The organism is Amycolatopsis sp. DSM 110486 (assembly GCF_019468465.1).
Taxonomy (GTDB): Bacteria; Actinomycetota; Actinomycetes; order Mycobacteriales; family Pseudonocardiaceae; genus Amycolatopsis.
The window spans coordinates 10,117,752-10,140,998 of record NZ_CP080519.1; the positions used below are offsets into that span (position 1 = coordinate 10,117,752).

Genomic DNA, 23,247 nt, shown 5'->3' on the forward strand with positions numbered 1-23,247 from the left:
CGGATGTCCTTTCCGGTACGGCGGGTTCAGGGACCCACGGAGACGGCGGGTTTTCCATTCGGTTCGGCGGCCTGCGGCATGGGCGGCTTGGCCGCGGCCGCCTCGTGCGCGAGGAACGACCCGAGCTCGCCGATGGTGCTCATCAACGGAGCCGGGAACACGACAGTGCTGTTGTGATCGACCGCGATCTCGACCAAACTCTGCAAGTTGCGCAGCTGCAGCGAAAGTGGGTGCGCCATCATCGTGTCCGACGCCTCGCCGAGCTTCGTCGCCGCCAGCGCCTCACCCTCGGCGTTGATGATCTTCCCCCGCTTCTCCCGTTCGGCTTCGGCCTCCTTGGCCATCGCACGCTTCATCGCTTCCGGCAGCTGAATGTCCCTCAGCTCCACCAACGTCACGTCGACACCCCACTCGGTCGTGGTGTCGTCGAGGATCCGCCGGATGTCGGAGTTGATCGCGTCCGTTTCCGACAGGGTTTCGTCGAGCGTGTGCTGCCCGATCACCTTCCGCAGAGTCGTCTGCGCGATCTGATTGATCGCCGCGTGCACGTTCTCGATCGCCACGACCGACTTCACCACGTCGACCACTCGGAAGTACGCGACCGCCGAGACGTCCACGCTCACGTTGTCCCGAGTGATGATGCCCTGCGACTGGATCGGCATGGTGACGATCCGCAGGGACACCCGGCGCAGCACATCGACCACAGGGATGATCAGCCGTAGCCCTGGCTCGCGTACTCCGATCACTCGCCCGAGCCGGAACTGCACCCCCTTCTCGTACTGCTTGACGATCCTGATCGAAAGGCCCAGCACAAGCAGGACCGCCACGGCGATCCCGGTGATGATCCAAGGGTTCATGGCGTTACTCCGTTCCTTGTGGCTCGATCCGGGAGGACCGGCCCGTGGTCATGAGCTCGATGAGGGTTTCCTTGTCGACGTCGCTGGCCGGGTGCCCCACCGCCAGCCGGCCCAGATACAAGACAGCGACCCGGTCCGCGACGTGCAGGACCCCGTTCATGTTGTGAGAGATCGCGATCACCGCCGGTCCGCGGTCGGCCGGCGTCCGCACCAGCCGCAGCACGACTTCGGTCTGCTGCACGCCGAGCGCCGCCGTCGGCTCGTCCATGAGCACCAGCCTCAACTTCCACAGCAGGGATTTCGCGATCGCGACCGCCTGGCGCTGCCCGCCGGTCAGCAGGCCGACGGGCTGGCGCACCGAAGGCACCGTCGTCACGCCGAGCTCGGCAAGCGTCTTGCGCGTCGAGAGCTGCATCGTGTCTTCGTCCAACACGCCGTGGCATACGAGTTCGCGGCCGACGCACCGGTCGTCCCTGCCACCGGAACTCACCGCTGTCCAGCGAGTGGATCCCCGCGATGCACTTGATCAGCACGGACTTCCCCGCCCCGTTGTCCCCGACGAGCGCGGTGACTTGCCCGGCTGGAACATCGAGATCGACCCCCGCCAGTGCCTGGACGGCGCCAGCCGCCCCACCGCGCTGCCCGGCAACCACGCCCGCGGAGGGATCACCACCACCGGACAGTGCGCGTGCCGTAGACAGGAACCGCTCACGGAGCCGGCCAGCAGGCCGCGCCACTTTCCCCAGCCGTGGCTGCCGACCACCAGCATCAGCGCGTCACGCGAGCACTCCACGAGCACATCAGCGGGATCGCCCTCGGCAGCCACGCACCGCACCTCCACGCCTGGCCGGCCCGCGCAAGCCGAGGCCACGTACTCCTCGAGTTGCCGCAGGTGTTCTTCCCTCGCCTCAGCCGCCTTCCGGTTCACCGACTCGTCGTCGAGCATCGGGTCGTACACCCACGCCGTCACGGCTTGAACGTCGGCGGCATCCGATCCGTCGAGACCCACCACCAGCCGATCGTTGACTTCTGCCATTGCCGTGACCTTCCGCCGAGGCACAGTTGCCGACTCAAGGACAGCGGTTCCCTCCGGTGGGGGAAACGGCCGGTGGACACCGGTGCCGAGGACCAAGGGCCCGGCACGGTGCACGCTCGCGACACTGACGTAAGGCCCGGGCGAAAAGACATAGGACCCTATCCGCGAATTCCCCAGCCAACTCAAGCTGGGCGTGAACATTGCGGAATACCTGTGAGGAGACACACCGCTCGCGGACACCCAGGACGGCCCGCGAGGAACCGGCTTCGCCCCTCCCGATCCCAGGAACCCAACAGACTTCCGAGGTGTGCCGTGTTCGCTCACGTCGCGTGGTGGTCGACGATCTGCTTCACGAGTCTGGTGTGCGCGCTCGGTGTCCTGGTCGTGCCGGCCGCGGCGGTCATCGCCATAGCCTCGATGGCACTGGCACTGGCCTCGCTCGTCTGGCTGTGCGCGGACGGGGTGCGTTGGGTGGAACGTGCGTTCGGCCCCCACCACGCGTCCCGGCGCGCAGCGATGGCATTGGCGCTGGGTCTGATGGTCGTAGGTGTCTTCGCCGCCACGATCGCAGTGATCGCCGGTCCGGGGCCGGCTTTCACGACGACCGCTGTTCTGCTGTTAGCGGGAGCCTGGTCCGGGTGGCGAACTCTCTTCAGAGCGCCGCAGCGAGGCAGCCGGAGTCGACAGACGACATCGGCGTCGCACACAGGCGTGCCCTGCCCGATGCCGGTCAGCGCCCTCTCGCTCGACGAGCTCTGCCTGGCGTGGCGGCGGAGCTTCGTGCAGCTGCAACACGCAGGTGACGAGCGCGGGCGGCACATCGTCGTCTCCGCCCGGCAGGCCTACCTCGACGAGTTGGAGCGGCGCGACCGGCAGGGGTTCGCGAAATGGCTGGACAGCGGAGCGCGGGCCGCCGGTGACCCGAGCCGGTTCGTGCGCCCCGGCGAATGACCCGTCGACGCCTTGCACCCGCAGCCCATTGACGAATGCGCAGAACCCCCGACTCGAAAGGAAAACCGATGACGACGCACTCCGATCCGCTCGCACCCGCCTATCAGACGGCCCGCCGCTGGCTGACCGCCATCGCCGAGCAGCTGGGTACCGAAGACCACCACTACGTCTACCGGGTGCTGCGAACGTGGTTGCACCTGGTCCGCGACCGGCTCACCGTCCAGAGCGCCGCACATTTCGCGGCCCAACTGCCCGAGCTGCTGCGCGGCGTCTACTTCGACGGCTGGAAACCGAGCAGAGTCCCCGTGCGCTACGACGCCGCCACGTTCACCGTTTTGTTCGCCGAAGGAGCGACGATCAGTCCGAACGACGTCCCGGCGGCCGCAAGCGCGGTTTCGGCGGCGCTGGATTCACTCTGCTCCCCAGGCCAGCTCGAGCACGTCTTCACACTTCTGCCGGCGGCCCTCCGCGGCGAGCTCGAGTTCGGGACCCCGGTCCGGCCGACGTCTGTTCGCCGCCGCTGAACGCGCGCACCCGAGACTCGCCGGGCCGAATGCCGACCCGGCTGCGAACGTCGCTGTCAGCCGAAGGCGTTCCACGCGCGGCGATGACCGGGCAGAGCGCGTAGGAGATCAGGCTCTGGCTCGTCGAGCCGAGTGCCAAACCCGGTGCCCTGCCCCGCCTGCCTACGACCAGCAGCTGTGCGCGGTCGGGGTAGACGAGCAAGCCCTCCGATGGCCGTCCCTTCGCCACCACGCGGGTGACTTCGATGTCCGGATACTTCTCCTGCAGGCAGGCCAGTCACTGGGCCAGCAGTTCCCGCTCGTGCTCCTCGATCGCCTGCGTGTCCATGGTCCAGCCACCCTCCTTGAAAACCGAGGGCAAGAACGCTTCCCGCCAGCAGTGCACCGCGACGAGCGGAGCCCGGCGCCACGATGCCTCCTCGAAAGCGAGAACGATCGCCTCCTCACCAACCGGCGTGGCGTCAACGCCGACCACCACCGGCCCGTCAACTGGCGGCGCGTCGTCGCCGGCGTGTGGCCGGACGAACGCGGCCGGGCACTCGCCCTGCGCCGCGAGCGCGACCGACACCGATCCCAGCAGGATCCGGCCCAGACGACGAAGCCCGGGCGTGCCGAGGATCAGCAGGCCGGCGTAAGCGGATTCGTCGCGCAACGCCACCGCCGGACGCTCCGGCCGGAACACGACTTTCACGGTCAACCCCGGAGCCACTTCAGCCGCCGCCTCCTGCGCCTGCTGGAGCACGCGGCGCCCGCACTCACGGGTGAGTCGCTGCACGTCGGCGTACATCGACACAGCATGCGGATAGGCCACCGGGACCTCGTCGACGGCGTACACGACGCGGAGACTGCGGTGGTACTCCCCCGCCATCCGCGCGGTCCATATCAGCGCCGTGATTGACGCCTCGGATCCGTCGACTCCGACAACCAGGTCAGTGGACAGGCTTGTCATTCTGCACCCCGCATTCAGCGCTGGGCCATGCGCGGCGGATACCCCGGCAACCAAGCTTCAGCTGTGAGCTCTCCGCCGGGCGGACGTCGAGGGGCACAGGGTGTACTCAGGCCCGTCGACTGTCCCGCCCCGGGTTTGATGGAGGTATCGAACACCCGGAGGATTCACGGTCATGGCGGCACCACGGAAGTACCCCGAGGAGTTGCGGGAGCGGGCAACGCGGCTGGCAGTCGAGGCTAGGCGAGACCCTGCGTCGGCTGGTGGTGCGATCAAGCGGATCGCCGACCAGCTCGGTGTGCACCCGGAGGCGTTGCGGACGTGGGTGAAGCAGGCCGAGACCGACGAAGGGGCACGGCCGGGCACGACCTCGGCAGAGGCGGCCAGGATCGCCGAGCTGGAACGTGAGGTGCGTGAGCTGCGCCGGGCGAACCAGATCCTGAAGTCAGCGGCCTTAGATTCAACCGGTCGGTGCATCGGGGCTGGTTGAGGAGGGGTTTGTGGCGCGTCTGGGTCGGCCGGGCATGTCGGATCCGATGAAGGAGGAGTTGTGGGGGCGGTGGAGGGCCGGAGAGTCGATCAGCGTGATCGGACGTGCACTGGACAAGCCGCCTGGGTCGGTGTTCACCGTGCTCAAGCATCATGGCGGGATCGCCCCCAAGCGGCCGGTTTCCCGAGCGGACCACCTCAGTGTCGATGAGCGCGAGGTGATTTCGCGTGGAATCAGCGCTCAGTTGTCATTCCGGGCGATCGCGGCGAGTCTCGGGCGGTCGGCATCGACGGTGAGCCGGGAGGTCCGGCGCAATGGCGGCCGCGACGTCTATCGCGCCGTCGCGGCCCAGGAGCGTGCCGATGATCAGCGCAAGCGCCCTAAACAATCCTTGCTGGCAAGGAATCCGATCCTGCGCAACCGCGTCGTGGACTGGCTCGAGCAAGAATGGTCGCCCCAGCAGATCGCGCGGCGGCTGCGGTTGGAACACGAGGGCGATCCGGACATGATGGTCAGCCACGAGACGATCTACCGCAGCGTCTACACCAGCCGTTGGAAGCTCATCCCGAAGGCGATGTCGAAGAAGCTGCGGACCGGGCGTCCGATCCGCAAGAACAAGCGGCACAGTGTGAAAGGGCAGTGGCGCTCGCAGATCATCGATGCACGCCCGATCACCGACCGGCCGGCCGAGGCCGAAGACCGCAGCGTCATCGGGCACCTTGAGGGCGATCTGATCGTCGGCGGTACGAGCAGTCAGGTAGCGACGCTCGTAGACCGCAAAACCCGCTACCTCACAGTGGTTCAGCTGGCTGACCGGCGCACCGAGACTGTCGTCGCAGGGCTCATCGAGCGATACGCCACGATGCCCGAGACGCTGCACCGCAGCTTGACCTGGGACCGCGGGATGGAACTGGCCGACCACCGCGTATTCACCACCGCCACAGGCGTTGACGTGTTTTTCGCCGCGCCCCGCAGTCCATGGCAACGCGGCACGAACGAGAACACGAACAAGCTGCTGCGCCAATATCTACCGAAGGGCACCAACCTCGCCGCCTACAGCCAGACCGAACTCGACGCGATCGCCGATCGACTCAACAACCGACCCCGAAAATGCCTGGGTTACCGCACACCGGCCGAGTGTGTTGCCTTGACGGGTTGAATCTAAGGCGTCTTTCTTCGCAGCGGAGCTGGACCGTCCGTCGCGATGAAGGTCGAGTTCGTTGACTCGCAGCGGAAGGAGCACGGTGTCCAGCCGGTCCTGCAGGTGCTTGAGGGCACGCCTGCCCAGATCGCACCGTCGACCTACTACGCCGCCAAGTCCCGTCCCGAATCCGCCCGCGCGGCGCGGGACCGGGAGCTGACCGAGAAGATCAAACGGGTGCATGAGGCGAACTACAGCGTCTACGGAGCCAGGAAGGTCTGGGCTGAGCTGAACCGCCACGGCGTCGAGGTGGCCCGGTGCACGGTCGAGCGGCTTATGCGCGAGGCCGGGTTACGCGGCCTGCTCCGCGACAAGTCTCCTCGCACGACACGGCCGGCGCCGGAGACCGGAAGGCCGACTGACCTGGTGGAACGTGACTTCACGGCGACGCGGGTGAACGAGTTGTGGGTCGCGGACATCACTTACGTGCGCACGGCCGCGGGCTGGGCCTACGCCGCGTTCGTGCTGGACGTGTTCTCCCGCCTGATCGTCGGCTGGCAGGTCGCCACCAGTCTCTACACGGATCTGGCGCTGGACGCGCTGCAGATGGCGATCTGGCGCCGCCAGGCCGACCGCGCCGACCTGACCGGGCTGGTCCACCACAGCGACCGCGGAGTGCAATACCGAGCGATCCGCTACACCCAGCACCTGGCCGAGGCCGACGCCGTCGCCTCGGTCGGGTCCCGAGGCGACAGCTACGACAACGCGATGGCCGAGGCGTTCAACTCGCTCTACAAGGCCGAACTCGTCCGCAACAGCGGCCCCTGGCGCGGCCTCGACGACCTGGAAATCGCGACCGTGGAGTACATCGACTGGTACAACAACCGGCGCCTGCACGGCGAGCTCGGACACCTCCCACCCACCGAATACGAGACGCTCCACGCGATGACCCACCCGGTCACCGCAACCCAGGAAACCAACTAATCCACTCTCCATGAAACCCGGGGCTTGACAGACAGCTTGCGGTAGCAGCGCGCGGACGCGCTGCTGGCTATTGGCTCCGCTGGCTTGACATCGCTGTCTCGTCGGATACCTGGCGCTGGTGGCCACCCTGCCGTGAAACTTGATCGTCGGCGGGCTCGCCGTGTTCGCGCTGGGTATCCGGTCGCCTCGTCGTTCTGGCTTGGCGCTGGCGTTTCGCTGCAGGCGGTGGGGAAACGTCGTTACGGCAGCCCCCGCACCGGCCCGCTCTGGGGTGCCTCCACATCTCAGCCCTTTTCCGAGCGCACCACCATGACCGGGCAGTCCGCGTGGTGCAGCAAGGCCTGGCTCGTCGACCCGAGCACCAGCCCGGCGAAGCCGCCGCGGCCACGGCTGCCGACGACGAGCAGCTGGGCGTTGTGGCCCAACGCGAGCAACCGATGGCGGGGCTTGTCGTGGTCAACTTGGCGTTCGACGTAGACGTCGGGGTACTTCTCCTGCCAGCCGGCGAGGCGTTGGGCGAGCAGGCGGTGGCCGGTCTCCTGGAGGCTCTCGCCCTGGAACATGCCACTGCCGACGCCGGTGTGGGAGAGGTCGCCGTCGTGCCAGGTGTGGAGGGCGATGAGGTCAGTTTTGCGCAACGAGGCCTCCTCGAAGGCCCAGCCGATCGCCGCTTCGCTGAGCGGGCTGCCGTCGACGCCGACAACGACCTGGCCGTCAACAGTTTCCTGGCCGCGGACAGCGACCACCGGGCAGTGAGCCTTTGCGGCCAGATCGACACCCGGCGAGCCGCTGAACAGGCCGAGCAGCGGCCCGATCGGTTCGCCGACCACAAGGATCCTCGCGCGTTCCGACGCGATGAGGAGGGCGGGCACACGGCCTCGGTCTGTCGCTTCGGTCGAGACGTCGAGCCCGGGCACGACGGCTTCGAGCGTCTCGCGCGTCCGGCGCAGCAATGCTTCTGCCTCCGCGCGCTTGACGGCTATCCAATCCGATGGCATGTCTGCTGCGCTGCCGAACCAGGTGTCGTCGAACCCGTAAGCGGTGAGCACGACCAGCGGAGCGTGCCGCCGCGCTGCTTCCCCGACTGCCCACACCGCCGCCGCGGTCGCGGCCTTCGAGGCGTCCACGGCCACGACGACGGGTGACTTTCCGGGTGCGGTCATGATGTGTCCTCCCGTTCCACTACGACGAAGCACGAACGTAGGCCCGCGCGGACCTGCTCTGCTGCAGCCGTTCGTCCTGGCAGCCGGGGACCAACGTCAGCTCCGCGCGGCGACCCAGTCCCGGTCGCCGCTCACGGCCGTCGGCAGCGTCGGGAAAATCCGCTTCTCCCCCACCTTCCCGACCAGTCCCGCGGCTTCGAGGTCGTCGCGCAGGTCCTGCTTGACGTGCGCGAGCGCGGACACGCCGCAGCGGGTGAGTTCCTCACGCAGCTGGTCGAGGGCATCGGCCGCAGTGAGGTCGAGCTCGACGTTGGCCTCGGTGTTGCGCACGAACCATTGCACCGGCCCGGACACCTCGTCCGACACCGCGACGAGGGCACGCCGGCGGAAGTCCTCATCGTTGACGCCGATACACCGCCGTTGTGCCGTCGATCGCTTCATGCAGCAGCGCGGTGAAGGTCTGCTCGCAGGCCTACCGCACCGCGTACCTCGAATCCGCAAGGGCGAACCGATGACCGCGAAACCCTGGCACAGAGGCGAACTCCGCCGGAACGCCGAGACGCACGGGTGGTCGGATCCTGGCACCCGACCGGGCGGCCTGGCCGCAGGTGCCGACCCGCACTGGGTGTCCCTTCTGCCCACCGGCGCGATCCCGGGCAGCTGTAGAAGGGGCTCAGGAATGCGCCTTCTTCTCCAGCTCCGCCGACCACTCCCGGTGCCACTTCCGACACGATGACGGTTCAGCGCGAACACGGAACTCCAGTAGGCCAGCCGCGGTGAAAAGCACGTCACGAAGTACAGGCCGACCGCGGCGACCGCGTTAACCATGGCGCCCGCGGAGGACAACGGCGGGGAACGCGCCCCGCAACGGGGTCGCGAGTGCGTCGGCTGTCGCTTTAAGGTGACGTTGGGCCTGACTGGGGTTCGCGTGTCCGGCGTCGCGAGCTGTGAAGGCGACCACGGCCCCGATCCGCGTCACGTCGAAGGTGACCGGTGTCCCATCCCTGCGCCGAACCTGCACGGGCCACGACCGCTTTCGCGAGCGGAGCTCGCCCCGCGAGTGTCCAGCGTGCGCAGCCTGCCACGGCAGCGGGTCTGTCAAACGAGCAGTGTAAGTCGGGTTGAGGAGCTACTTGCGTCCGGCGGCCAGGCGGCCAAGGCGTTCGGAGCGGGTTTCCAGCGCATGGTCGGTTTGCGGCCGGCGCCGGTCGGGTCCAAGCTCATGATCGCCAGTAGACGCATTTGAGCGCGGCCTGCTCGCCTCGGGAAGTGTCCGCGGGCCTTCACGGCGCGGAGGATTCGGGCCTTAACACTCTCGATCGCGTTGGTCGTGCACATCACCCGCCGGATCTCGGGGTCGAACGCCAGGAGCGGCACGAACTCGGCCCAGGCTTTGTCCCACAACCTGACGGTGGTCGGGTATCGAGCCGTCCTCGCGTCTTACGGTCAATTCCGCTCCACCGGAAATCGATGAGGACATGGCCGGGGCCAGGCTACGAAGCACGGCCGAGCATGGTCGGGCAGAGGGCGTGGCGGGCACAGTGGTCTGCGGTGAACCCTAGTAGCAGGTTGGCCAGCGGGCTGTGTCCGCGTGACCCCAGAACCAGCAAATCGGTGTGATCGCTGCGACGGACGAGAACGTCGGCAGGGTGGCCGTGGATCACTTCCGGCTCTGCGGTCACACCGGTCTCGTCGAATTCCTTGGCCAGCAACTGTCCAGGAGGTCGGGACAGTGGGGGTGGCCCACTCAGCGCCGAAGTGGTTCCAGCAGACGGTGTGGACTATGTGTATCGCGAGCAGAGTGGCGCCGCGCAGGTGGGGGCGTGGCGGGCGGCCGTGGATCCGTCGACGCCGACGAGAATCACGCCGTGGGTTTCCTCTGGTTCCGTGCGCACGGCCACGACCGGGCACGCGGCAGTGTGCACACAGGCCCGGCTGACCGAGCCGAGCAGCCGTCGAGTCACCGGGCCGTGTGCTCGGGAGCCGACAACCAGCAGGTCGGTGGTGGCGCAGGCTTGGACGAGGTGGGCCGCGGCATCGCCGTGTTCGATGTGGTGCTTGACCGCAAGGCCGTGGCTGGCCCGTTCGATGGCAGGCAGCATCTGCGCGCGAAGGTCCTCACTGCGGTCGCGTCGAGTATGGCGGTCGACGACGGTGAGTGCGTGGATTTCCGCGTGGCGCAGGCGGGCTTGTTCGGCTGCCCACGCCAGCGCTGTCGCCGAGTGTGGTGAGCCGTCGTATCTGGCGATCACGCGGTCCATCGGAGCCTCCTCTGCGCCGGTGCTATCGCGCAGTGTTTCGGCGCTCTCGACGGTGAGCCGGTCGCGTACCAGGAGGAATCGGTTCCGGGAGAACACGACGCGGTGGCAGTGCTTCGCTGCGGTGGCAGCGAGGATTCCGGCACTCTCTTGGACGACGAGATCGATGACGACGGCCCTGACCTCACTACAGCTGATCGGCCCGTAGTGACCCGACGTCGATCGTCACTGGCAGGCCGTTGGGCTCGACTTGTGGTGTCGCCGTTGGCTGGTAGCCGTCGACGGCATGAGTGCGCAGGTTGAAACGTTTGCTCCGGAACTTCCCGATGCAGCGGATTGGCCACCCCGAACACATCGGTCGAACGGCCCGCTTTCTTGTTCTTGAGCTGGCCTTCTGCCTGATTGGCAGCCACATCGCCGATGACAGCGGCGTCTTGCTCGCTTGAGCCTCTCGATGCGCGACGAGTGAACCCTAGGTCGATCGCGCGATGGATGGATCGTGCGCCGACGGCGATTCGGCTTGTTTCGTTTGCGATGCGGGTGGTTGACCGAGGTCGTCGCGGAGGGCTGTGTACGACGTTGCAGGCAGTTGGCCTGACTCGCCTAGCGGAATCCGTCCCCCAGTGGCGCCCTGGCGGCCACCGCGAGTGCCTTTGGTCCTCGTGGCCAGGGCCGAGCGGCCGTTCCCTGGTGCCAGGCGGAACCGGTCTGCTGGACGGGCGAACCGCGCTTCCAAGGAAGGAACCGACGATGAATCCCTGGGTGATCGTTGGTATCGCTGGTGTGGTCCTGTTCCTGTTGGGTATGTCGATCAGGATCGTCAAGCAGTTCGAGAAAGGTGTTCAGTTCCGGCTGGGCCGGGTGATCGGTGTCCGCGAGCCCGGGTTGCGGTTCGTCATACCGGTGATCGACCTCCTGCGCGGGATCTCTCTGCGCATCGTCACCATGCCGATCCAGTCGCAGGGCATCATCACGCGGGACAACGTCAGCGTCGACGTTTCGGCCGTCGCATACTTCCGGCTAGTGGACGCAGTGAAGTCGGTCGTCGCGATCGAAAACGTCTACGCCGCGATCGACCAGATCGCGCAGACCAACGTTGCGGAAGGTCATCGGGGAGCACACGCTCGACGAAACGCTGGCCGAGACGGATGCGGTGAACTCCGACATCCGCCTGATCCTCGACACCACCACGACTGAAAGGGGAGTCGACGTGACGCTCGTGGAGTTGAAGGACATCCAGGTGCCGGAGACGATGAAGCGCGCCTTGGCGAAACAGGCCGAAGCCGTGCGGGAAAAGCGCGCGAAGATCATCAACGCGGAAGGTGAAGCGCCGGCCGCGGCGAAGCTCGGCGAGGCGTCGGACACCATGATGGCGCACCCGCTTTCCCTCCAGCTGCGGAACCTCCAGAGCCTGGTCGAGATCGCCGTCGACCACAACAGCACCGTCGTGTTCCCGGCGCCGCTGATGAGCACCATCGGCGAGCTCGGTTCGTTCCTGACCCGCGAGGCGGCTGCCTCGACTCCGCCGGCCCCGCAGGTGGCGGAGCCGAACGGCAAGGCCGCCGCCTCGGTGGTTGCCTGAACGCTGCGCGAGATCCTCGCCAAGTATCCGAGCACCTGATCCGGAAGGAGGCCTGTGATGCAGGAGAAGCACTGGCGGCTGGACATCTTCATCGACGAGGACAACGGCACGCCGGGGAGGTCCCGGCTCGGCCCTTCGCCGAACCCGAATTGGCCGAACCGCCCGGCGCCGCCAGCGAGGACGATGAGACCGTGCTCCTCGTGCTGAGTACCGCGTCCGTAGACCAGATGTCCCGCCTGCGCAGGGGAAGCGACCAGCGCGGCCCCGCTCACTGCGACCTGCTTCGGGCTCGCCGCGTGCCCGATGACCGAACCGCTCGAGCTGCCCACCGTCCGGGACACCGTCAAGGCGAAAGTCTCGTCCTACACCCTTCCCGCAGATGGTCCTGCGCCTCGGCTGGGCACCCGCCAACGCAGACTCGCTGCCAGCCATCCCGCGCCGTGACTTGGAAGACGTCGTGACGCCCCTCGACACGGCCGAAGATCACCGAGGAGGTCGCCATGGAGCGGCTCAGTCCCCTCGACGCGGCGTTCCTGGAGATCGAGGACGAGGACCCGCACGCGACTCTCGCGATCGCGTCGCTGGCGATCCTGGCCGGCCCCGCCCCGGCGCAGGACGAGTTCGCCGCGGCGATCACCTCCCGGCTGCCCGGCGTCCCGCGGTGCCACCAGAAGATCCGCCGTGTGCCGTTCGACCTCGGGCCTCCGGTGTGGGTCGACGACGAAGCCTTCCGCCCTGAGGACCACATCGGCCGGTTGGCCGTGCCGGCACCCCATGACGAGGCCGCCCTGGGCGAGCTCGTTGCACTGCTCATGGACGAACGGTTCGACCGCGACGGTCCGCTGTGGCGGTTCTGGGTGATCGAAGGGCTCACCGGTGGCCGGTGGGCCGTGCTGTCCAAGGTCCACCACAGCCTCGCCGACGGTGTCGCCGGCATCGGCTTGCAGCGGGTGCTATTCGGCTCGGCGCCCCCATCCGCCGAGGACGCCGAACCCGCGCCGGACCCCGGTTCGCTGCGGCTGCTCGCGTTCGCGCTCGGCGACCTTGTGACCAGCCCGTTCAGCGGGCTGGGCCATCTGGCCCGCAGCGCGCTGCACCCCCGCGCGCTCGCCCGCCGCGCTACCGACGTCGCCCGGGGGTTCGCCGCGCTCAGCACGGCACTCATGCCCGTCGCCCCCACTTCGCTGAGCGGGCCGCTCGGCCGGCGGCGCGGTTACGCGTTCACACGCGCCGCGCTGGACGACGTGGTCACCACCGCGAAGGCGTTCGAGGTCACCGTCAACGACGTCCTGCTCGCCGCGGTCAGCGGCGCCTTGCGGGAGCTGCTCGTCCGCAGCGGTGAGGAACCCGCCGCCGACAGCGTCCGCAGCCTCGTGCCCGTCGCGGTACGAGCCGGGCACGAGTCCGAGGTGGACAACCGGGTGTCGCTGCTGCTGCCGCTGCTGCCCGTCGACCTGGCCGATCCCGTCCAGCGCCTGATCCGGGTGCACCGCAGGGTCGCCGCGCTGAAGGACAGCCGCGAGGCCATCGCGGGCGAGTTCGTGACCACATCGGCAGCGCTGGGCCCGTTCGCCGCATCGGCGTGGGCGATTCGCGGCGCCGCCCGGCTTCCCCAGCACAACATCGTCACGGTGACCACGAACGTGCCCGCTCCGCCCGGTGAACTCACCGTCACCAGCCGCGAAGTGCTCGAGCTCTACCCGTACGTGCCGATCGCCCTGCGCCTGCGCACCGGGGTCGCGATGCTGACCTACCGGGGCTGCGTTTTCTTCGGCGTCACGGTCGACCGCGCGACCGTGCCGGATCCGCGGTTCCTCGCCGACGCGGTCGTGGCAGAGCTGGATGCGCTCAAGACCGCCGCGGTCTCGGCATCGAGGGCCGCCACGAGATCCCGCGGATCCGGCAGCCCGCGCCGGTCCATGCCGAAGCCGAAGCGGACCTGACCGGCGTAGCTGAACTCGCACACCGTGATCGCGTGGCGGTCGCCGCACGGCGCCCAGCCCACGATCCCCTCGACGGGTGCCCCTGCCGTCGCCATCGACCCGCGGGGCCGGGCACGTTGGCGAGCACGCCCACCGCCTTGGCGGACAGGAATGCGCTCAGCCCCTCCGACACCGGTCCCGGGGTACGGGCGACGACGTATTAGAGCCCGTAGTTCACCACCGGTTCGTAGGATTCACAGATCCGCGCGACGCGCCAGTGAGTCTCGGCGAGCCGTTCCCCGAACGTCCGGCCGCCCAGCGGCAACCGCGCGAACACCAGGGAAAAGTGGTTGCCGAGCCGTTCGGGGAGTTCGGCGTCGAATCGGGACTGCCGGCGATCCACGCGACCCTCGATCATCGCCTGTCCAACGCACTGATCGAGTCGACCAACACCAAGATCCGGCTGCTGACACGTCTGGCGTTCGGGTTCAAACACCCCCACGCCCTGATCTCCCTCGCGCTCCTCGCCCTCGGCGGCTACCGCCCCGAACTACCCGACCGCACCCACACATAGATCAACAGAGCCCGAAAAAAGGGGACCCATGACCGGCCCGAACCCGGTCGACCGCGGCAAGTCCGGATCGAAGATCCATGTTCTGTCCGACCGGGCCGGTCTGCCCCTGGCGGTCGCGGTGTCCGCCGCCAACACCAACGACTCCTACGCCCTCAAACCCCTGGTCATGGCCATCCCGTCGATCAGGTCCCGGCGCGGACCCCGCCGCCGCAAACCCGGCAAGCTGCCCGCCGACAAGGCCTACGACCAGGCCGACCTGCGGGACTGGGTCCGAGACCGCGGCATCGCCGTGCGCATCGCCCGCAAAGGCATCGAGACCAGCAAGAAACTCGGCAAACACCGCTGGGTCATCGAATGATCCATCGCCTGGCTCTTCGGCTACCACCGACTCGCCATCCGCTATGACCGCTACGCCAACCACTTCTGCGCCTTCCTCACCCTCGCTGCCACCCTCACCTGCTACAAGAAACTCACCAAATGAGACACGCTCTAAACCGCTGTTTGTTGGATCTACGGTGTCGGTTCGTCCAGTCTCGGACAATGAGTCAGGAACTGAGCCAAATCGGAGCTGGATCGCGGCCACTGATGATCCGCTGTGGACTACTGTGGTGGTTGCGGCGCGCCGTAGCCACCACCGCCCGGGGTTTCGACGATCAATACGTCACCAGGGCGGACCTGGGCCGAATCGGCTCCCGCGAGGTCGGTGACGGTGCCGTCGGCGTGCCGCACGTGGTTGCGACCGAGCGCTCCGGGCGAGCCGCCCGCCATGCCGTAGGGCGGGACCTTGCGGTGGCTGGACAAGGTGCTCACGGTCACGGGTTCGGTGAACTCGAGGCGGCGAGTGGCGCCGTCGCCTCCGTGCCATCTTCCGCGGCCGCCGCTGCCGCGGCGGATGGCGAATTCCCGCAACAGGACGGGGAAGCGCCATTCAAGTACCTCGGGGTCGGTGAGCCGGGAATTCGTCATGTGCGTCTGCACCGCGGACGCACCGTCGAATCCCTCGCCTGCACCGGAGCCGGACGCGAGGGTTTCGTAGTACTGGTGACGTTCGTTGCCGAAGGTGACGTTGTTCATCGTCCCCGAGCCTTCGGCCTGCACCCGCAGAGCGGCGAACAACGCACCGGTGATCGCCTGAGAGGTTTCGACGTTGCCGGCGACGACGGCCGCGGGATAGGTGGGCGCGAGCATCGAGCCCTCCGGGATGATGATCCGCAATGGGCGCAGGCAGCCGTCGTTGAGCGGGATCTCGTCGGCGACGAGGGTCCGGAACACGTACAGCACCGCGGCGTTGGCGACCGAGGACGGTGCGTTGAAATTCGTGTCCAGCTGGGGCGAGGTACCGGTGAAGTCGATGGTCGCACTGCGACTCGCGCGGTCCACTGTGACCCGCACGGCGATGATCGCGCCGGAGTCCATACGGTACCGGTATTCACCGTCGCCGAGCGTGTCGATCACACGGCGGACAGCGTCCTCGGCGTTGTCCTGAACGTGCCGCATGTACGCCTGGACGACTTCGAGTCCGAAATGGTCGATCATCTTGCCGACCTCGTCGACACCTTTCTGGTTGGCGGCGATCTGGGCACGTAGATCGGCGAGGTTCGTCTCCGGACTGCGAGACGGGTAAGGCAGGTCGGTCAGGAGGCGCAGCGTTTCACTCTCGCGGAACCGGCCGCTTTCGGCGAGCAGCCAGTTGTCGAACAGCACCCCTTCTTCGTCGACCTCGCGGCTGTGGGCCGGCATGGAGCCAGGCGTGATACCGCCGATTTCGGCATGGTGCCCGCGAGAGGCGACGAAGAACAGAATGTGCTTGCCCACGGCGTCGAAGACGGGGGTGATGACGGTGATGTCCGGCAGGTGCGTGCCGCCGTGGTAGGGATCGTTGACCGCGTACACGTCACCGGGTTTCATCTCGCCGGCGCGTCGGCTGACCACCTCCTTGACGCTGGTCCCCATCGAGCCCAGATGGACGGGGATGTGCGGCGCATTGGCGACGAGGTTGCCGTCCGCGTCGAACAACGCACACGAGAAGTCCAGCCGCTCGCGGATGTTCACCGACTGGGCCGTGGCTTCCAGCCGGGTGCCCATCTGTTCGGCGATCGACATGAACAGGTTGTTGAAGATCTCCAACAGCACCGGATCCGACGCAGTCGCCGCGTCCGTCTCATCCGGCGCCGCCACCCGCTCGGCGACCAGGTGCCCGGACCTCGTCATCGTCGCCCGCCAGCCGTCGTCGACCACGGTGGTGGCGTTGGCCTCGGCAATGATCGCCGGCCCGGTCAGAATATCGCCGGGGCACATCCGCTCCCGCTGCCGCAACGGCACCTCGCGCCAGGCTCCCTGGGTGCAGAGGGACGCGGTGTCGCCCAGATCGGCGGCGTCGGGAGTCTGCTCGCCCAGCTGGGACAGATCCGGTTGTTCGGTCAGTCCCGTGGCCTCGACGGAGATCGCTTCGGCGATCAGCGGACGGTCCATCAGAAACGAATACGTCGCTCGGTGGCTTGTCTCGAACTCGGTGATCATGGTGTCGAGTTCGGCCAGTTCTACTGGCACCGCGGTGTCAGTGCCGTCGTAGCGCACCTGCACTCGACGGACCGCTCGGATCCGCTCAGTCGGGATGCCCTCGTCGAGCAGCTCGAAACGCGCGGCCTCCTCGAGGGTGTCGGCGACCTGCGCCAGCTTCGGCAGCGCCGCGGCGTCGAGCCTGATCTCGACGGACTGTTCCCGCATCGCGGTGGTGTCGGCCAGCCCGATCCCGAGCGCGGAGAGCACGCCGGCCATCGGCGGCACGAGCACCGTGCGGATACCGAGTGCGTCCGCCACCGCGCAGGCGTGCTGCCCGCCCGCACCACCGAAAGTGGTCAGTACGTACCGGGTCACGTCGTGTCCCTTTTGGACGGAGATCTTCTTGACCGCATTCGACATGTTCGCCACCGCGATCCGCAGGAACCCCTCGGCGACCTCTTCCGGTGAGCGCTCATCACCGGTCTGTGCCCGTACCTCGCCGGCCAGTTCGGTGAAGCGGCGCCGCACAACGTCACTGTCCAACGGCTGGTCCCCGTCGGGGCCGAACACAGCCGGGAAGTGTGCGGACTGTACCCGGCCGAGCATGACGTTGGCGTCGGTGATGGTCAACGGTCCGCCGCCGCGATAGGAGGCCGGGCCGGGGTCCGCGCCGGCCGAGTCCGGGCCGACGCGATAGCGGCTCCCGTCGAAGTGCAGGATCGACCCGCCCCCGGCGGCCACGGTGTGGATGTCCAGCATCGGGGCGCGCAGCCGGACCCCGGCGACCTGAGTGGTGAACACCCGCTCGTACTCGCCGGCGTAGTGCGACACGTCGGTCGAGGTACCACCCATGTCGAAGCCGATCACATGGTCGAATCCCGCCAGCGCCGACATCCGCACCATGCCGACGATGCCCCCAGCCGGGCCGGACAGGATGGCGTCCTTGCCACGGAAATGCCCGGCCTCGGCCAGTCCCCCGTTGGACTGCATGAACATCAACCGGACGCCGCGCATCTGAGCGGCCACCTGGTCGACGTAGCGACGCAACACCGGGGACAAGTAGGCGTCCACCACCGCGGTGTCTCCGCGAGGCACCAGCTTCATCAGCGGACTGACCTCGGACGACAGCGAGATCTGGGGAAAGCCGATCTGCTCGGCCAGGCTGCCGATCTCCTGCTCGTGGGCCGGGTACAAGTGGCTGTGCAGGCACACCACCGCGACGGCGTGAATCCCGTCGGCGTACGCCTGCCGCAGCCCGTGGCCCAGCTGGTCGAGATCGGGCGCGCGCAGCACCGTGCCGTCGGCGGCGATCCGTTCGTCGACCTCGACGACACGCTCGTACAGCATCTCCGGCAGCACGATGTGCCGGTCGAAGATCCTGGGACGGTTCTGGTACGCGATGCGCAGCGCGTCGGCGAATCCCCGCGTGATCACCAGCAGCGTGCGCTCGCCCTTGCGTTCCAGCAGTGCGTTCGTCGCCACCGTAGTGCCCATCCGCACCGTCTCGACCCGCTCGACCGGCACCGGCGCATCCCCGCTCACCCCCAGCAGCACCTTGATCCCAGCCACCGCCGCGTCGCGGTAGCGCGCCGGGTTCATGGACAGCAACTTGTGCGTCAGCAGCTGCCCGTCCGGCCGCCGCGCCACGATGTCGGTGAACGTACCGCCCCGGTCGACCCAGAACTGCCACTCCGCATTCGCCACACCGGCTCCCTTCACCGGTCACCAGGCCCCTCCCACCGAGCCTACAATCGTCAGCGGTGGCGGACACGCCCGCGCGTTCCGCACCGAACAGCCGGTGACTCACGCTTTTCGGGTTGTCAACAGCGACCGGCAAGCGAGGTGATCCGAAGTGACAGCCCAGACGATCGGTGTCTACACCGAGGACACCCCTGGCGAACGGCGCGTCGCCCTCGTGCCCGCGGCCGTGAAACGAATCCGAGGGCTTGGCTTGGACGTGCTGATCGAGAGCGGCGCCGGGCGACGGACCGGAATCCCGGACGACAGCTACACCGCGATGGGCGCGCACCTGGTACCGCGTCAGGACCTGTTCGACACCGCCACCGTGCTCGCCGGCGTGAGGCTCCCGGTCAACCCGTTCGGGCATCGGTTCCGCCGTGGACAGGCACTGCTCTGTCTCATGCAGCCGCTGCGCATCCCGCTCCGGATCCGCGATTGGGCCGATCAGGGACTCACCGCGATCGCGCTGGACCTGCTTCCCCCGACCTTCGTCAGCGTACCTCCGGCACACGCCGGATCGGAGGACTACGCCACGATCCTCGCGGACCTGCTCGAGCACCTGGTCCGCGACGGGGCACTCACCATCGACCTGAGCGACCCCCTCCAGGCCACGATCGTGGTGACCCATGACCGGCACGTCCTCAACAGCGCGGTGTGGCGGCGGATCCTCGCCGAGACCGCGATCGCCGGGCTGCCGTGAAACTCACGTCGTCGCTGTGTCCACATCGAGCAGCGCTGCGCGGCGAGCGACCGCCATGGCATGCCAGGCGAAGCGTTCGTAGCAGCGCGCCACCAGGGTGAGATCGACCGCCGCATCCGCGTCGATCGAACCACCTCGAGACAGCAGGCGCCGGTACAGCAACCGCTGCGCACGGTCCGCTGACGCGTCGAACCCGGCTAGCTCCGCGATCCCGACAGCCCCACGCGACTCCACAACATCGGCTGCCTTGACAGTCATATCGAGGCAGATCCCGCTCACCTCGCGCAGCACCTCCCGCAGCGCCTCGGGGATGGATGACCAGGAACGCCGGGTCCGGGCGATGTCGGCGACCTCCCTCGCCAGCTGCCCCATCTCCTCGGCCTCGGCGTTGATGTGCACGGCCGCAATGGTCGCGGGCAACAGCTTCGGCTCCGCCGAGCAGCGACGGACGGCCAAGGTGTCAGTCACATGGCTGTCAACCTCACGCCGCAGCGCATCGACCGCCCGGTAAGCGGTGTTCAAGCTGTCGCCCAGGGAAGCATCCGGAGCAAACACGGCCTCGGTCGCGCGACTCATCGCGTCGCTCGCCAAACCGACCAGCTCAACCAGCTCCGTGCTCGCCCGGTCCACCTCCCAGGCCAACGTTTCCTGGTTCACGAGCAACCTCCCGCCATCGCGGTGAGCCACGATGGACGACGCTACTCCGCCCCGGCGAGGTCACCAAGGACACGGACAGAACCCGCCGACCATGCGCCAAGCATCAACGATGAGCGGGGGGACGAACTCCTCACCAGCCGGACTGAGGGTTCCCGGCACGGACGAGAGAATCTATTCCTGGCTTCCCAGTCCGCAGGGCTGAGTGGTGCCAGCGTCCGACACGTGGAACATTCGCCCGTTGATGACTTCTATCGGGATCCGCACGAAGTGTGAACGTTCTCCACCGGGCCATGGCCGGTGGCGGGGCTCGGCCAGCGCCACCAGTTCGTCGATTTCGGTGATCGGATTCGCCTTGCCAAGCACGACAACACTCCATCCGGTGCGGGTGGCGAGGTCGATGCTGTCGACCTCGAACGCGACCACTTCGTCGCGGAGCTTGGCAACCGACCCGGTGCGGCTGCTCCGGACGATGATGTTTCCCTCGTGCACGGAGAAGTTGACCGGCCGGATGGCAGGCAACGCGTTCTCGGTAAACACCAGCCTGCCCACAGGCTGGGTCGACAGCAGGTCGATGCATTCCCGCGTGGTCAAAGGGCGCAACTCGGTCATCGTTGATCCCGGTAGTCGGCGGAAAAGTGAGTTCACCGTCGAGTGTGCGCGGCTGCAGGCAGCGGGGTCAGGGCAAGAAGTCCCTGACTCTCGGGACAGTCGGCCAGCATCGGGCCCGCTGCTGCGGTATCCAGCCGTGCACCTCGCTCATCGACCTCGCACAGGTAGGGTCCGCTGGTGGCGGCGGCCGGCGACACGCGAGCGCATCGCTGGAACCCGCGGGTGATCTCAGCGCCTGAACTTCAGGGCGACGGAACTCACGCGGTCGGCTTGATCAGATGCGGGCAGGCCACTTCGACGGTGTGTGCGTGTGCCCGGCAGGCCTTGAACCGCTCGGGATCGGGCGAGATAGCTTGATCGTCCTTGGCAACCATGTACCAGGAGGGATCGACTTCCATCGCCCAAGCGGCGATGCGCGCCCACCGCTGATCCGCGGGCCAGCGTCAGACGAACGACGCGATGCGCGGGCGGCACCGTGACACCGAACGACGGCGGCAGATACCGCCAGGCGCACCCCCTGGTCAACACGAACACGATCGCCGTGAAAACCTCCCGGTCATCCACCCGCGCCGGCCCACCGCCCTGCGGACGAACCCCATGCTCCGGAATCAGGGGCTCCGCCAGCGCCCACAACTCATCCGGCACCAGCCGCCGAGACAGATCATCCACAACCCAAGATCATCCACCAAGACCAGCCAAACCCCTACTGAGACACGCTCTTAGCCGGTGGCGAAGAAGTCGAGGTAGGCCTGGGCCAGGGCGTCGGGGTTCTCCCACGCCATGTTGTGACCGGACGCGGGGATGACGACGCCGCGGACGTCGCGGCAACAGGCCCGGCGGCGCACAGTGCGACGCCGGTAGAAGACCCATCGTGCGCAGCTGGGGAGTCCTGATCGAGGCCGAAACCCCGCGACCAGACCGCGAGAGGTATGCCGCTGTGACTGCGCGGTCGGTCGGCCTTGTCGTCACGAATTTCCGCCCCACCCGAGTGACTAGACGCCACAATGCTCCTGTGACAGCCGAGCACACTCTGCCCATCGACAGCGCCGCCGAGGCGTTGCTCGCCAAGATCGACGCACGGCGATGGTCCGTCAGCGACCTGAGCGCGCAGCAGGCCTGGGCGGCGTTCCTGGACTTCGCAGCCCTTCGTTTCGACCTCCCTGACGAGCCAGATGCCGACGGCCTGCTTTACCAGTTCGGTGTCTACGACTTCACCGGTGAGCCGGCCTTTCACCTGGACCCGACGCGTCAGCTTGCCCTTCGCGAAGAGCAGTACGTCCAGGTCCATCTCGACATCCGATTCGCGCTAGACCCCTCGCTCGTCGCACTCGGCCGACACACCGAATGGTGGTTCAGCGAGGACGACACCGCCGTGGACGACTGGGCGGGGGCCATCTCACTCCGACCGGAGTGGTCCGTCCTGAACCAGCTCAAGCCGACCTCGATCGACATCTACCAAGACGAGATCTGACCCCGCCGAGCCGACAGCCAGTCGAACTCAATGCCCCATCTTGGGTGTGCTCTGGCATTTCCATGGCCGGCGCGCGCTGATCCGCGTCGGCGAGCTGCGGCAGTAGTTCGCGGAGATCGGCAAGCGCGCTGCCGTCGCCGGCCAAAGTTGTCGGTGACTCTGGCTATGATGCGGCGCCGGACGGAGATCGTGAGGGACTCGCGGCCTTCGGGGGTGGGTGTGAGAAGGTCCCCCGCATCGGGGCCGGGGACTGGATTGAATCCGTGTCCCCGCCCCCCAACTAGTCCCTCGTTCGCGGAAATTGGCAAGCGCACCACGTCGTTGCGCGAGGCCGCCGAGCACCCCGAGTCGTGACCTACCAGCTGATTTACGACTTGACGTGGACGTCGACAGTGATGTCGTCGGGGTTGAGGTCGAGGGCGGCAGCGATGGATTCGCGGGCCATGCGAGGTGCGTCCTTGAGACAGCGGGCCTGAGTTAGCCCGTCGATCTCGGGGATGTGCACCATCCACCATTTGCGCCACCATTTGCCCTCGCGGATGACGGTGACCTGGTAGTGCTTCACTGCTGTGCCCCCTCTTCGATCGCGGTGGGGGCCAGGTGTCGGGTGCCGCCGAAGACTTCAGCCCGGCACCCCAAGATTTCAGTGGGCGTTGCAGCGGGACGCCGAAGGGCTGAGTCGATCAGGCTGCGTCGTTGAAGATCCTCCGCTGGACCTCAAGGGAGCGACGCAGGTCCACGACGGGAGCGTCCGCCGAAGTCGGGGTCGACTCAGGCGACTCATCCAGATCGATCGAGTTCGCCTGGGCCAGCTGCCGCGTGTAGTCGATGACAACCTGGACCAGGGTCTCGTACTGCTCCGCAGAGAAGTCGACCGTGATGTTGCCGCTCTCGGAGTACGCCTTAGCCGCATCAAGATCGGCGATGAGGCGGTCGATGATCTCGGCATCGAGGCTCTGGTTGCGGACAGCCTCGCAGCAATCAACCAACGACGCCGGACAGCTCCAACGTCGAGCCGACCGCCACCAACTGCACCGACCGCCAGCAACGCGCTGCCGTCTCCCGGTCGGAAGCCTGGTCGAATCCCTGTGACCTGACGAGGCGGAAGGCGCCGAGTTCAAAGACTCATACACGGCGATG

At 67.5% G+C, this 23,247-nt stretch carries 25 protein-coding genes and 8 pseudogenes; 13 read left to right on the forward strand and 20 right to left on the reverse strand.

Annotation, left to right across the window (positions count from 1 at the left end):
* Positions 1-26 precede the first annotated feature (26 nt).
* From K1T34_RS48790 to K1T34_RS54265, 4 genes and pseudogenes are all read right to left on the reverse strand, one after another.
* Entirely contained in the window at positions 27-857 is an 831-nt protein-coding gene (locus K1T34_RS48790; RefSeq protein ID WP_220241576.1) for a slipin family protein, read from the reverse strand.
* A gap of 4 nt (positions 858-861) precedes the next feature.
* Positions 862-1,290: an ATP-binding cassette domain-containing protein gene (locus tag K1T34_RS48795; protein WP_370643569.1), complete on the reverse strand. Its 429-nt coding sequence runs from the start codon at positions 1,288-1,290 to the stop codon at positions 862-864.
* 58 nt (positions 1,291-1,348) lie between these two features.
* Positions 1,349-1,402 (reverse strand): annotated as a pseudogene (locus K1T34_RS55010) (hypothetical protein); the annotation flags it as partial.
* Complete coding sequence (locus K1T34_RS54265; RefSeq protein ID WP_370643570.1) at positions 1,384-2,094, reverse strand: universal stress protein; 711 nt, start codon at positions 2,092-2,094, stop codon at positions 1,384-1,386. The gene K1T34_RS54265 and the pseudogene K1T34_RS55010, both read right to left, overlap by 19 nt.
* Positions 2,095-2,205: 111 nt before the next feature.
* Between K1T34_RS54265 and K1T34_RS48800 the strand changes: the two genes are divergently transcribed.
* Positions 2,206-2,844, forward strand: coding sequence for a hypothetical protein (locus K1T34_RS48800; RefSeq protein WP_220241577.1), 639 nt, complete (start codon positions 2,206-2,208; stop codon positions 2,842-2,844).
* 68 nt (positions 2,845-2,912) lie between these two features.
* On the forward strand, positions 2,913-3,368 hold the full coding sequence (locus K1T34_RS48805) for a DUF2267 domain-containing protein (RefSeq protein WP_220241578.1): 456 nt from the start codon (positions 2,913-2,915) through the stop codon (positions 3,366-3,368).
* Here K1T34_RS48805 and K1T34_RS54270 read toward each other — a convergent pair.
* Positions 3,289-3,645: a universal stress protein gene (locus tag K1T34_RS54270; protein ID WP_360587080.1), complete on the reverse strand. Its 357-nt coding sequence runs from the start codon at positions 3,643-3,645 to the stop codon at positions 3,289-3,291. The two genes, K1T34_RS48805 and K1T34_RS54270, sit on opposite strands and share 80 nt — an antisense overlap.
* Positions 3,646-4,317: a universal stress protein gene (locus K1T34_RS48810; RefSeq protein ID WP_255638118.1), complete on the reverse strand. Its 672-nt coding sequence runs from the start codon at positions 4,315-4,317 to the stop codon at positions 3,646-3,648.
* A gap of 172 nt (positions 4,318-4,489) precedes the next feature.
* Between K1T34_RS48810 and K1T34_RS48815 the strand changes: the two are divergent.
* From K1T34_RS48815 to K1T34_RS48825, 3 genes and pseudogenes are all read left to right on the forward strand, one after another.
* Positions 4,490-4,768: pseudogene (locus tag K1T34_RS48815) on the forward strand (transposase); the annotation flags it as partial.
* Between the two features lie 46 nt (positions 4,769-4,814).
* Positions 4,815-5,963 (forward strand): IS30 family transposase, encoded by a 1,149-nt coding sequence (locus K1T34_RS48820; protein ID WP_220241580.1) that lies wholly within the window; start codon positions 4,815-4,817, stop codon positions 5,961-5,963.
* Positions 5,964-6,008: 45 nt separating this feature from the next.
* Positions 6,009-6,929: an IS3 family transposase gene (locus tag K1T34_RS48825; protein WP_220241581.1), complete on the forward strand. Its 921-nt coding sequence runs from the start codon at positions 6,009-6,011 to the stop codon at positions 6,927-6,929.
* Between the two features lie 284 nt (positions 6,930-7,213).
* Here the strand turns inward: K1T34_RS48825 and K1T34_RS48830 are convergent, their stop codons facing one another.
* The 5 genes and pseudogenes from K1T34_RS48830 to K1T34_RS48850 all read right to left on the reverse strand — a co-directional run bounded on the left by K1T34_RS48830 (position 7,214) and on the right by K1T34_RS48850 (position 10,353).
* Entirely contained in the window at positions 7,214-8,092 is an 879-nt protein-coding gene (locus tag K1T34_RS48830) for a universal stress protein (protein ID WP_220241582.1), read from the reverse strand.
* A gap of 96 nt (positions 8,093-8,188) precedes the next feature.
* Entirely contained in the window at positions 8,189-8,533 is a 345-nt protein-coding gene (locus tag K1T34_RS48835) for an STAS domain-containing protein (RefSeq protein WP_220241583.1), read from the reverse strand.
* 657 nt (positions 8,534-9,190) lie between these two features.
* Positions 9,191-9,511 (reverse strand): annotated as a pseudogene (locus K1T34_RS55015) (transposase); the annotation flags it as partial.
* Between the two features lie 74 nt (positions 9,512-9,585).
* The gene (locus tag K1T34_RS48845; protein ID WP_220241585.1) at positions 9,586-9,804 is read right to left on the reverse strand and encodes a universal stress protein; all 219 of its coding nucleotides are present in this window, start codon (positions 9,802-9,804) and stop codon (positions 9,586-9,588) included.
* 69 nt (positions 9,805-9,873) lie between these two features.
* The gene (locus K1T34_RS48850; RefSeq protein ID WP_220241586.1) at positions 9,874-10,353 is read right to left on the reverse strand and encodes a universal stress protein; all 480 of its coding nucleotides are present in this window, start codon (positions 10,351-10,353) and stop codon (positions 9,874-9,876) included.
* 747 nt (positions 10,354-11,100) lie between these two features.
* On the opposite strand from K1T34_RS48850, the gene K1T34_RS54275 reads away from it, so the two are divergent.
* The 4 genes and pseudogenes from K1T34_RS54275 to K1T34_RS48860 all read left to right on the forward strand — a co-directional run bounded on the left by K1T34_RS54275 (position 11,101) and on the right by K1T34_RS48860 (position 13,875).
* Positions 11,101-11,547 carry an SPFH domain-containing protein gene (locus K1T34_RS54275; protein WP_255638119.1) on the forward strand — a complete coding sequence of 149 codons (447 nt, stop codon included), beginning with the start codon at positions 11,101-11,103 and terminating at the stop codon, positions 11,545-11,547.
* Entirely contained in the window at positions 11,447-11,932 is a 486-nt protein-coding gene (locus K1T34_RS54280) for an SPFH domain-containing protein (protein WP_255638120.1), read from the forward strand. The genes K1T34_RS54275 and K1T34_RS54280 overlap by 101 nt, the downstream gene beginning before the upstream one ends.
* A 113-nt stretch (positions 11,933-12,045) precedes the next feature.
* A pseudogene (locus tag K1T34_RS54285) lies at positions 12,046-12,407 on the forward strand (NAD(P)H nitroreductase); the annotation flags it as partial.
* Between the two features lie 25 nt (positions 12,408-12,432).
* Positions 12,433-13,875 carry a wax ester/triacylglycerol synthase family O-acyltransferase gene (locus tag K1T34_RS48860; protein WP_220241587.1) on the forward strand — a complete coding sequence of 481 codons (1,443 nt, stop codon included), beginning with the start codon at positions 12,433-12,435 and terminating at the stop codon, positions 13,873-13,875.
* On the opposite strand, the pseudogene K1T34_RS55020 reads toward K1T34_RS48860, so the two are convergent.
* Positions 13,860-13,970, reverse strand: a pseudogene (locus K1T34_RS55020) (WS/DGAT domain-containing protein); the annotation flags it as partial. The gene K1T34_RS48860 and the pseudogene K1T34_RS55020 sit on opposite strands and share 16 nt — an antisense overlap.
* A 278-nt stretch (positions 13,971-14,248) precedes the next feature.
* Between K1T34_RS55020 and K1T34_RS48865 the strand changes: the two are divergent.
* Positions 14,249-14,428: pseudogene (locus tag K1T34_RS48865) on the forward strand (transposase); the annotation flags it as partial.
* A 22-nt stretch (positions 14,429-14,450) separates the two neighbouring features.
* Positions 14,451-14,909, forward strand: a pseudogene (locus K1T34_RS48870) (IS5 family transposase); the annotation flags it as partial.
* 119 nt (positions 14,910-15,028) lie between these two features.
* On the opposite strand, the gene K1T34_RS48875 reads toward K1T34_RS48870, so the two are convergent.
* A complete protein-coding gene (locus K1T34_RS48875; RefSeq protein WP_220241588.1) occupies positions 15,029-18,634 on the reverse strand; it encodes a hydantoinase B/oxoprolinase family protein in 3,606 nt (1,201 codons plus the stop codon).
* A 148-nt stretch (positions 18,635-18,782) separates the two neighbouring features.
* Here K1T34_RS48875 and K1T34_RS48880 point away from each other — a divergent pair, with 148 nt between their 5' ends.
* Complete coding sequence (locus K1T34_RS48880; protein ID WP_220241589.1) at positions 18,783-19,370, forward strand: hypothetical protein; 588 nt, start codon at positions 18,783-18,785, stop codon at positions 19,368-19,370.
* 3 nt (positions 19,371-19,373) lie between these two features.
* Here K1T34_RS48880 and K1T34_RS48885 read toward each other — a convergent pair whose 3' ends face one another.
* The 5 genes and pseudogenes from K1T34_RS48885 to K1T34_RS48900 all read right to left on the reverse strand — a co-directional run bounded on the left by K1T34_RS48885 (position 19,374) and on the right by K1T34_RS48900 (position 21,481).
* Positions 19,374-20,027 carry a hypothetical protein gene (locus K1T34_RS48885; protein ID WP_220241590.1) on the reverse strand — a complete coding sequence of 218 codons (654 nt, stop codon included), beginning with the start codon at positions 20,025-20,027 and terminating at the stop codon, positions 19,374-19,376.
* A 171-nt stretch (positions 20,028-20,198) separates the two neighbouring features.
* A complete protein-coding gene (locus tag K1T34_RS48890; RefSeq protein WP_220241591.1) occupies positions 20,199-20,636 on the reverse strand; it encodes a pyridoxamine 5'-phosphate oxidase family protein in 438 nt (145 codons plus the stop codon).
* Positions 20,637-20,893: 257 nt separating this feature from the next.
* Positions 20,894-21,034 carry a hypothetical protein gene (locus K1T34_RS54290; protein ID WP_255638886.1) on the reverse strand — a complete coding sequence of 47 codons (141 nt, stop codon included), beginning with the start codon at positions 21,032-21,034 and terminating at the stop codon, positions 20,894-20,896.
* Between the two features lie 54 nt (positions 21,035-21,088).
* A pseudogene (locus tag K1T34_RS48895) lies at positions 21,089-21,305 on the reverse strand (transposase); the annotation flags it as partial.
* A gap of 50 nt (positions 21,306-21,355) precedes the next feature.
* Entirely contained in the window at positions 21,356-21,481 is a 126-nt protein-coding gene (locus K1T34_RS48900; protein ID WP_255638121.1) for an alpha/beta fold hydrolase, read from the reverse strand.
* A 167-nt stretch (positions 21,482-21,648) separates the two neighbouring features.
* Between K1T34_RS48900 and K1T34_RS48905 the strand changes: the two genes are divergently transcribed.
* Positions 21,649-22,107, forward strand: coding sequence for a hypothetical protein (locus K1T34_RS48905; RefSeq protein ID WP_220241593.1), 459 nt, complete (start codon positions 21,649-21,651; stop codon positions 22,105-22,107).
* Between the two features lie 367 nt (positions 22,108-22,474).
* Here K1T34_RS48905 and K1T34_RS48910 read toward each other — a convergent pair whose 3' ends face one another.
* Both K1T34_RS48910 and K1T34_RS48915 read right to left on the reverse strand, forming a co-directional pair.
* Positions 22,475-22,672 (reverse strand): hypothetical protein, encoded by a 198-nt coding sequence (locus K1T34_RS48910; RefSeq protein ID WP_220241594.1) that lies wholly within the window; start codon positions 22,670-22,672, stop codon positions 22,475-22,477.
* 118 nt (positions 22,673-22,790) lie between these two features.
* Positions 22,791-23,096: a hypothetical protein gene (locus tag K1T34_RS48915; RefSeq protein WP_220241595.1), complete on the reverse strand. Its 306-nt coding sequence runs from the start codon at positions 23,094-23,096 to the stop codon at positions 22,791-22,793.
* Between the last annotated feature and the right edge of the window lie 151 nt (positions 23,097-23,247).

Excerpts from the sequence above, each read along its gene's own strand:
- K1T34_RS48790 (WP_220241576.1), bottom strand. The coding sequence starts at position 857 with ATGAACCCTTGGATCATCACCGGGATCGCCGTGGCGGTCCTGCTTGTG.
- K1T34_RS54265 (WP_370643570.1), bottom strand. The coding sequence starts at position 2,094 with ATGTTCACGCCCAGCTTGAGTTGGCTGGGGAATTCGCGGATAGGGTCC.
- K1T34_RS48805 (WP_220241578.1), top strand. The coding sequence starts at position 2,913 with ATGACGACGCACTCCGATCCGCTCGCACCCGCCTATCAGACGGCCCGC.
- K1T34_RS48810 (WP_255638118.1), bottom strand. The coding sequence starts at position 4,317 with ATGACAAGCCTGTCCACTGACCTGGTTGTCGGAGTCGACGGATCCGAG.
- K1T34_RS48825 (WP_220241581.1), top strand. The coding sequence starts at position 6,009 with ATGAAGGTCGAGTTCGTTGACTCGCAGCGGAAGGAGCACGGTGTCCAG.
- K1T34_RS48830 (WP_220241582.1), bottom strand. The coding sequence starts at position 8,092 with ATGACCGCACCCGGAAAGTCACCCGTCGTCGTGGCCGTGGACGCCTCG.
- K1T34_RS48835 (WP_220241583.1), bottom strand. The coding sequence starts at position 8,533 with ATGAAGCGATCGACGGCACAACGGCGGTGTATCGGCGTCAACGATGAG.
- K1T34_RS48850 (WP_220241586.1), bottom strand. The coding sequence starts at position 10,353 with ATGGACCGCGTGATCGCCAGATACGACGGCTCACCACACTCGGCGACA.
- K1T34_RS54275 (WP_255638119.1), top strand. The coding sequence starts at position 11,101 with ATGAATCCCTGGGTGATCGTTGGTATCGCTGGTGTGGTCCTGTTCCTG.
- K1T34_RS48860 (WP_220241587.1), top strand. The coding sequence starts at position 12,433 with ATGGAGCGGCTCAGTCCCCTCGACGCGGCGTTCCTGGAGATCGAGGAC.
- K1T34_RS48890 (WP_220241591.1), bottom strand. The coding sequence starts at position 20,636 with ATGACCGAGTTGCGCCCTTTGACCACGCGGGAATGCATCGACCTGCTG.
- K1T34_RS54290 (WP_255638886.1), bottom strand. The coding sequence starts at position 21,034 with ATGGAAGTCGATCCCTCCTGGTACATGGTTGCCAAGGACGATCAAGCT.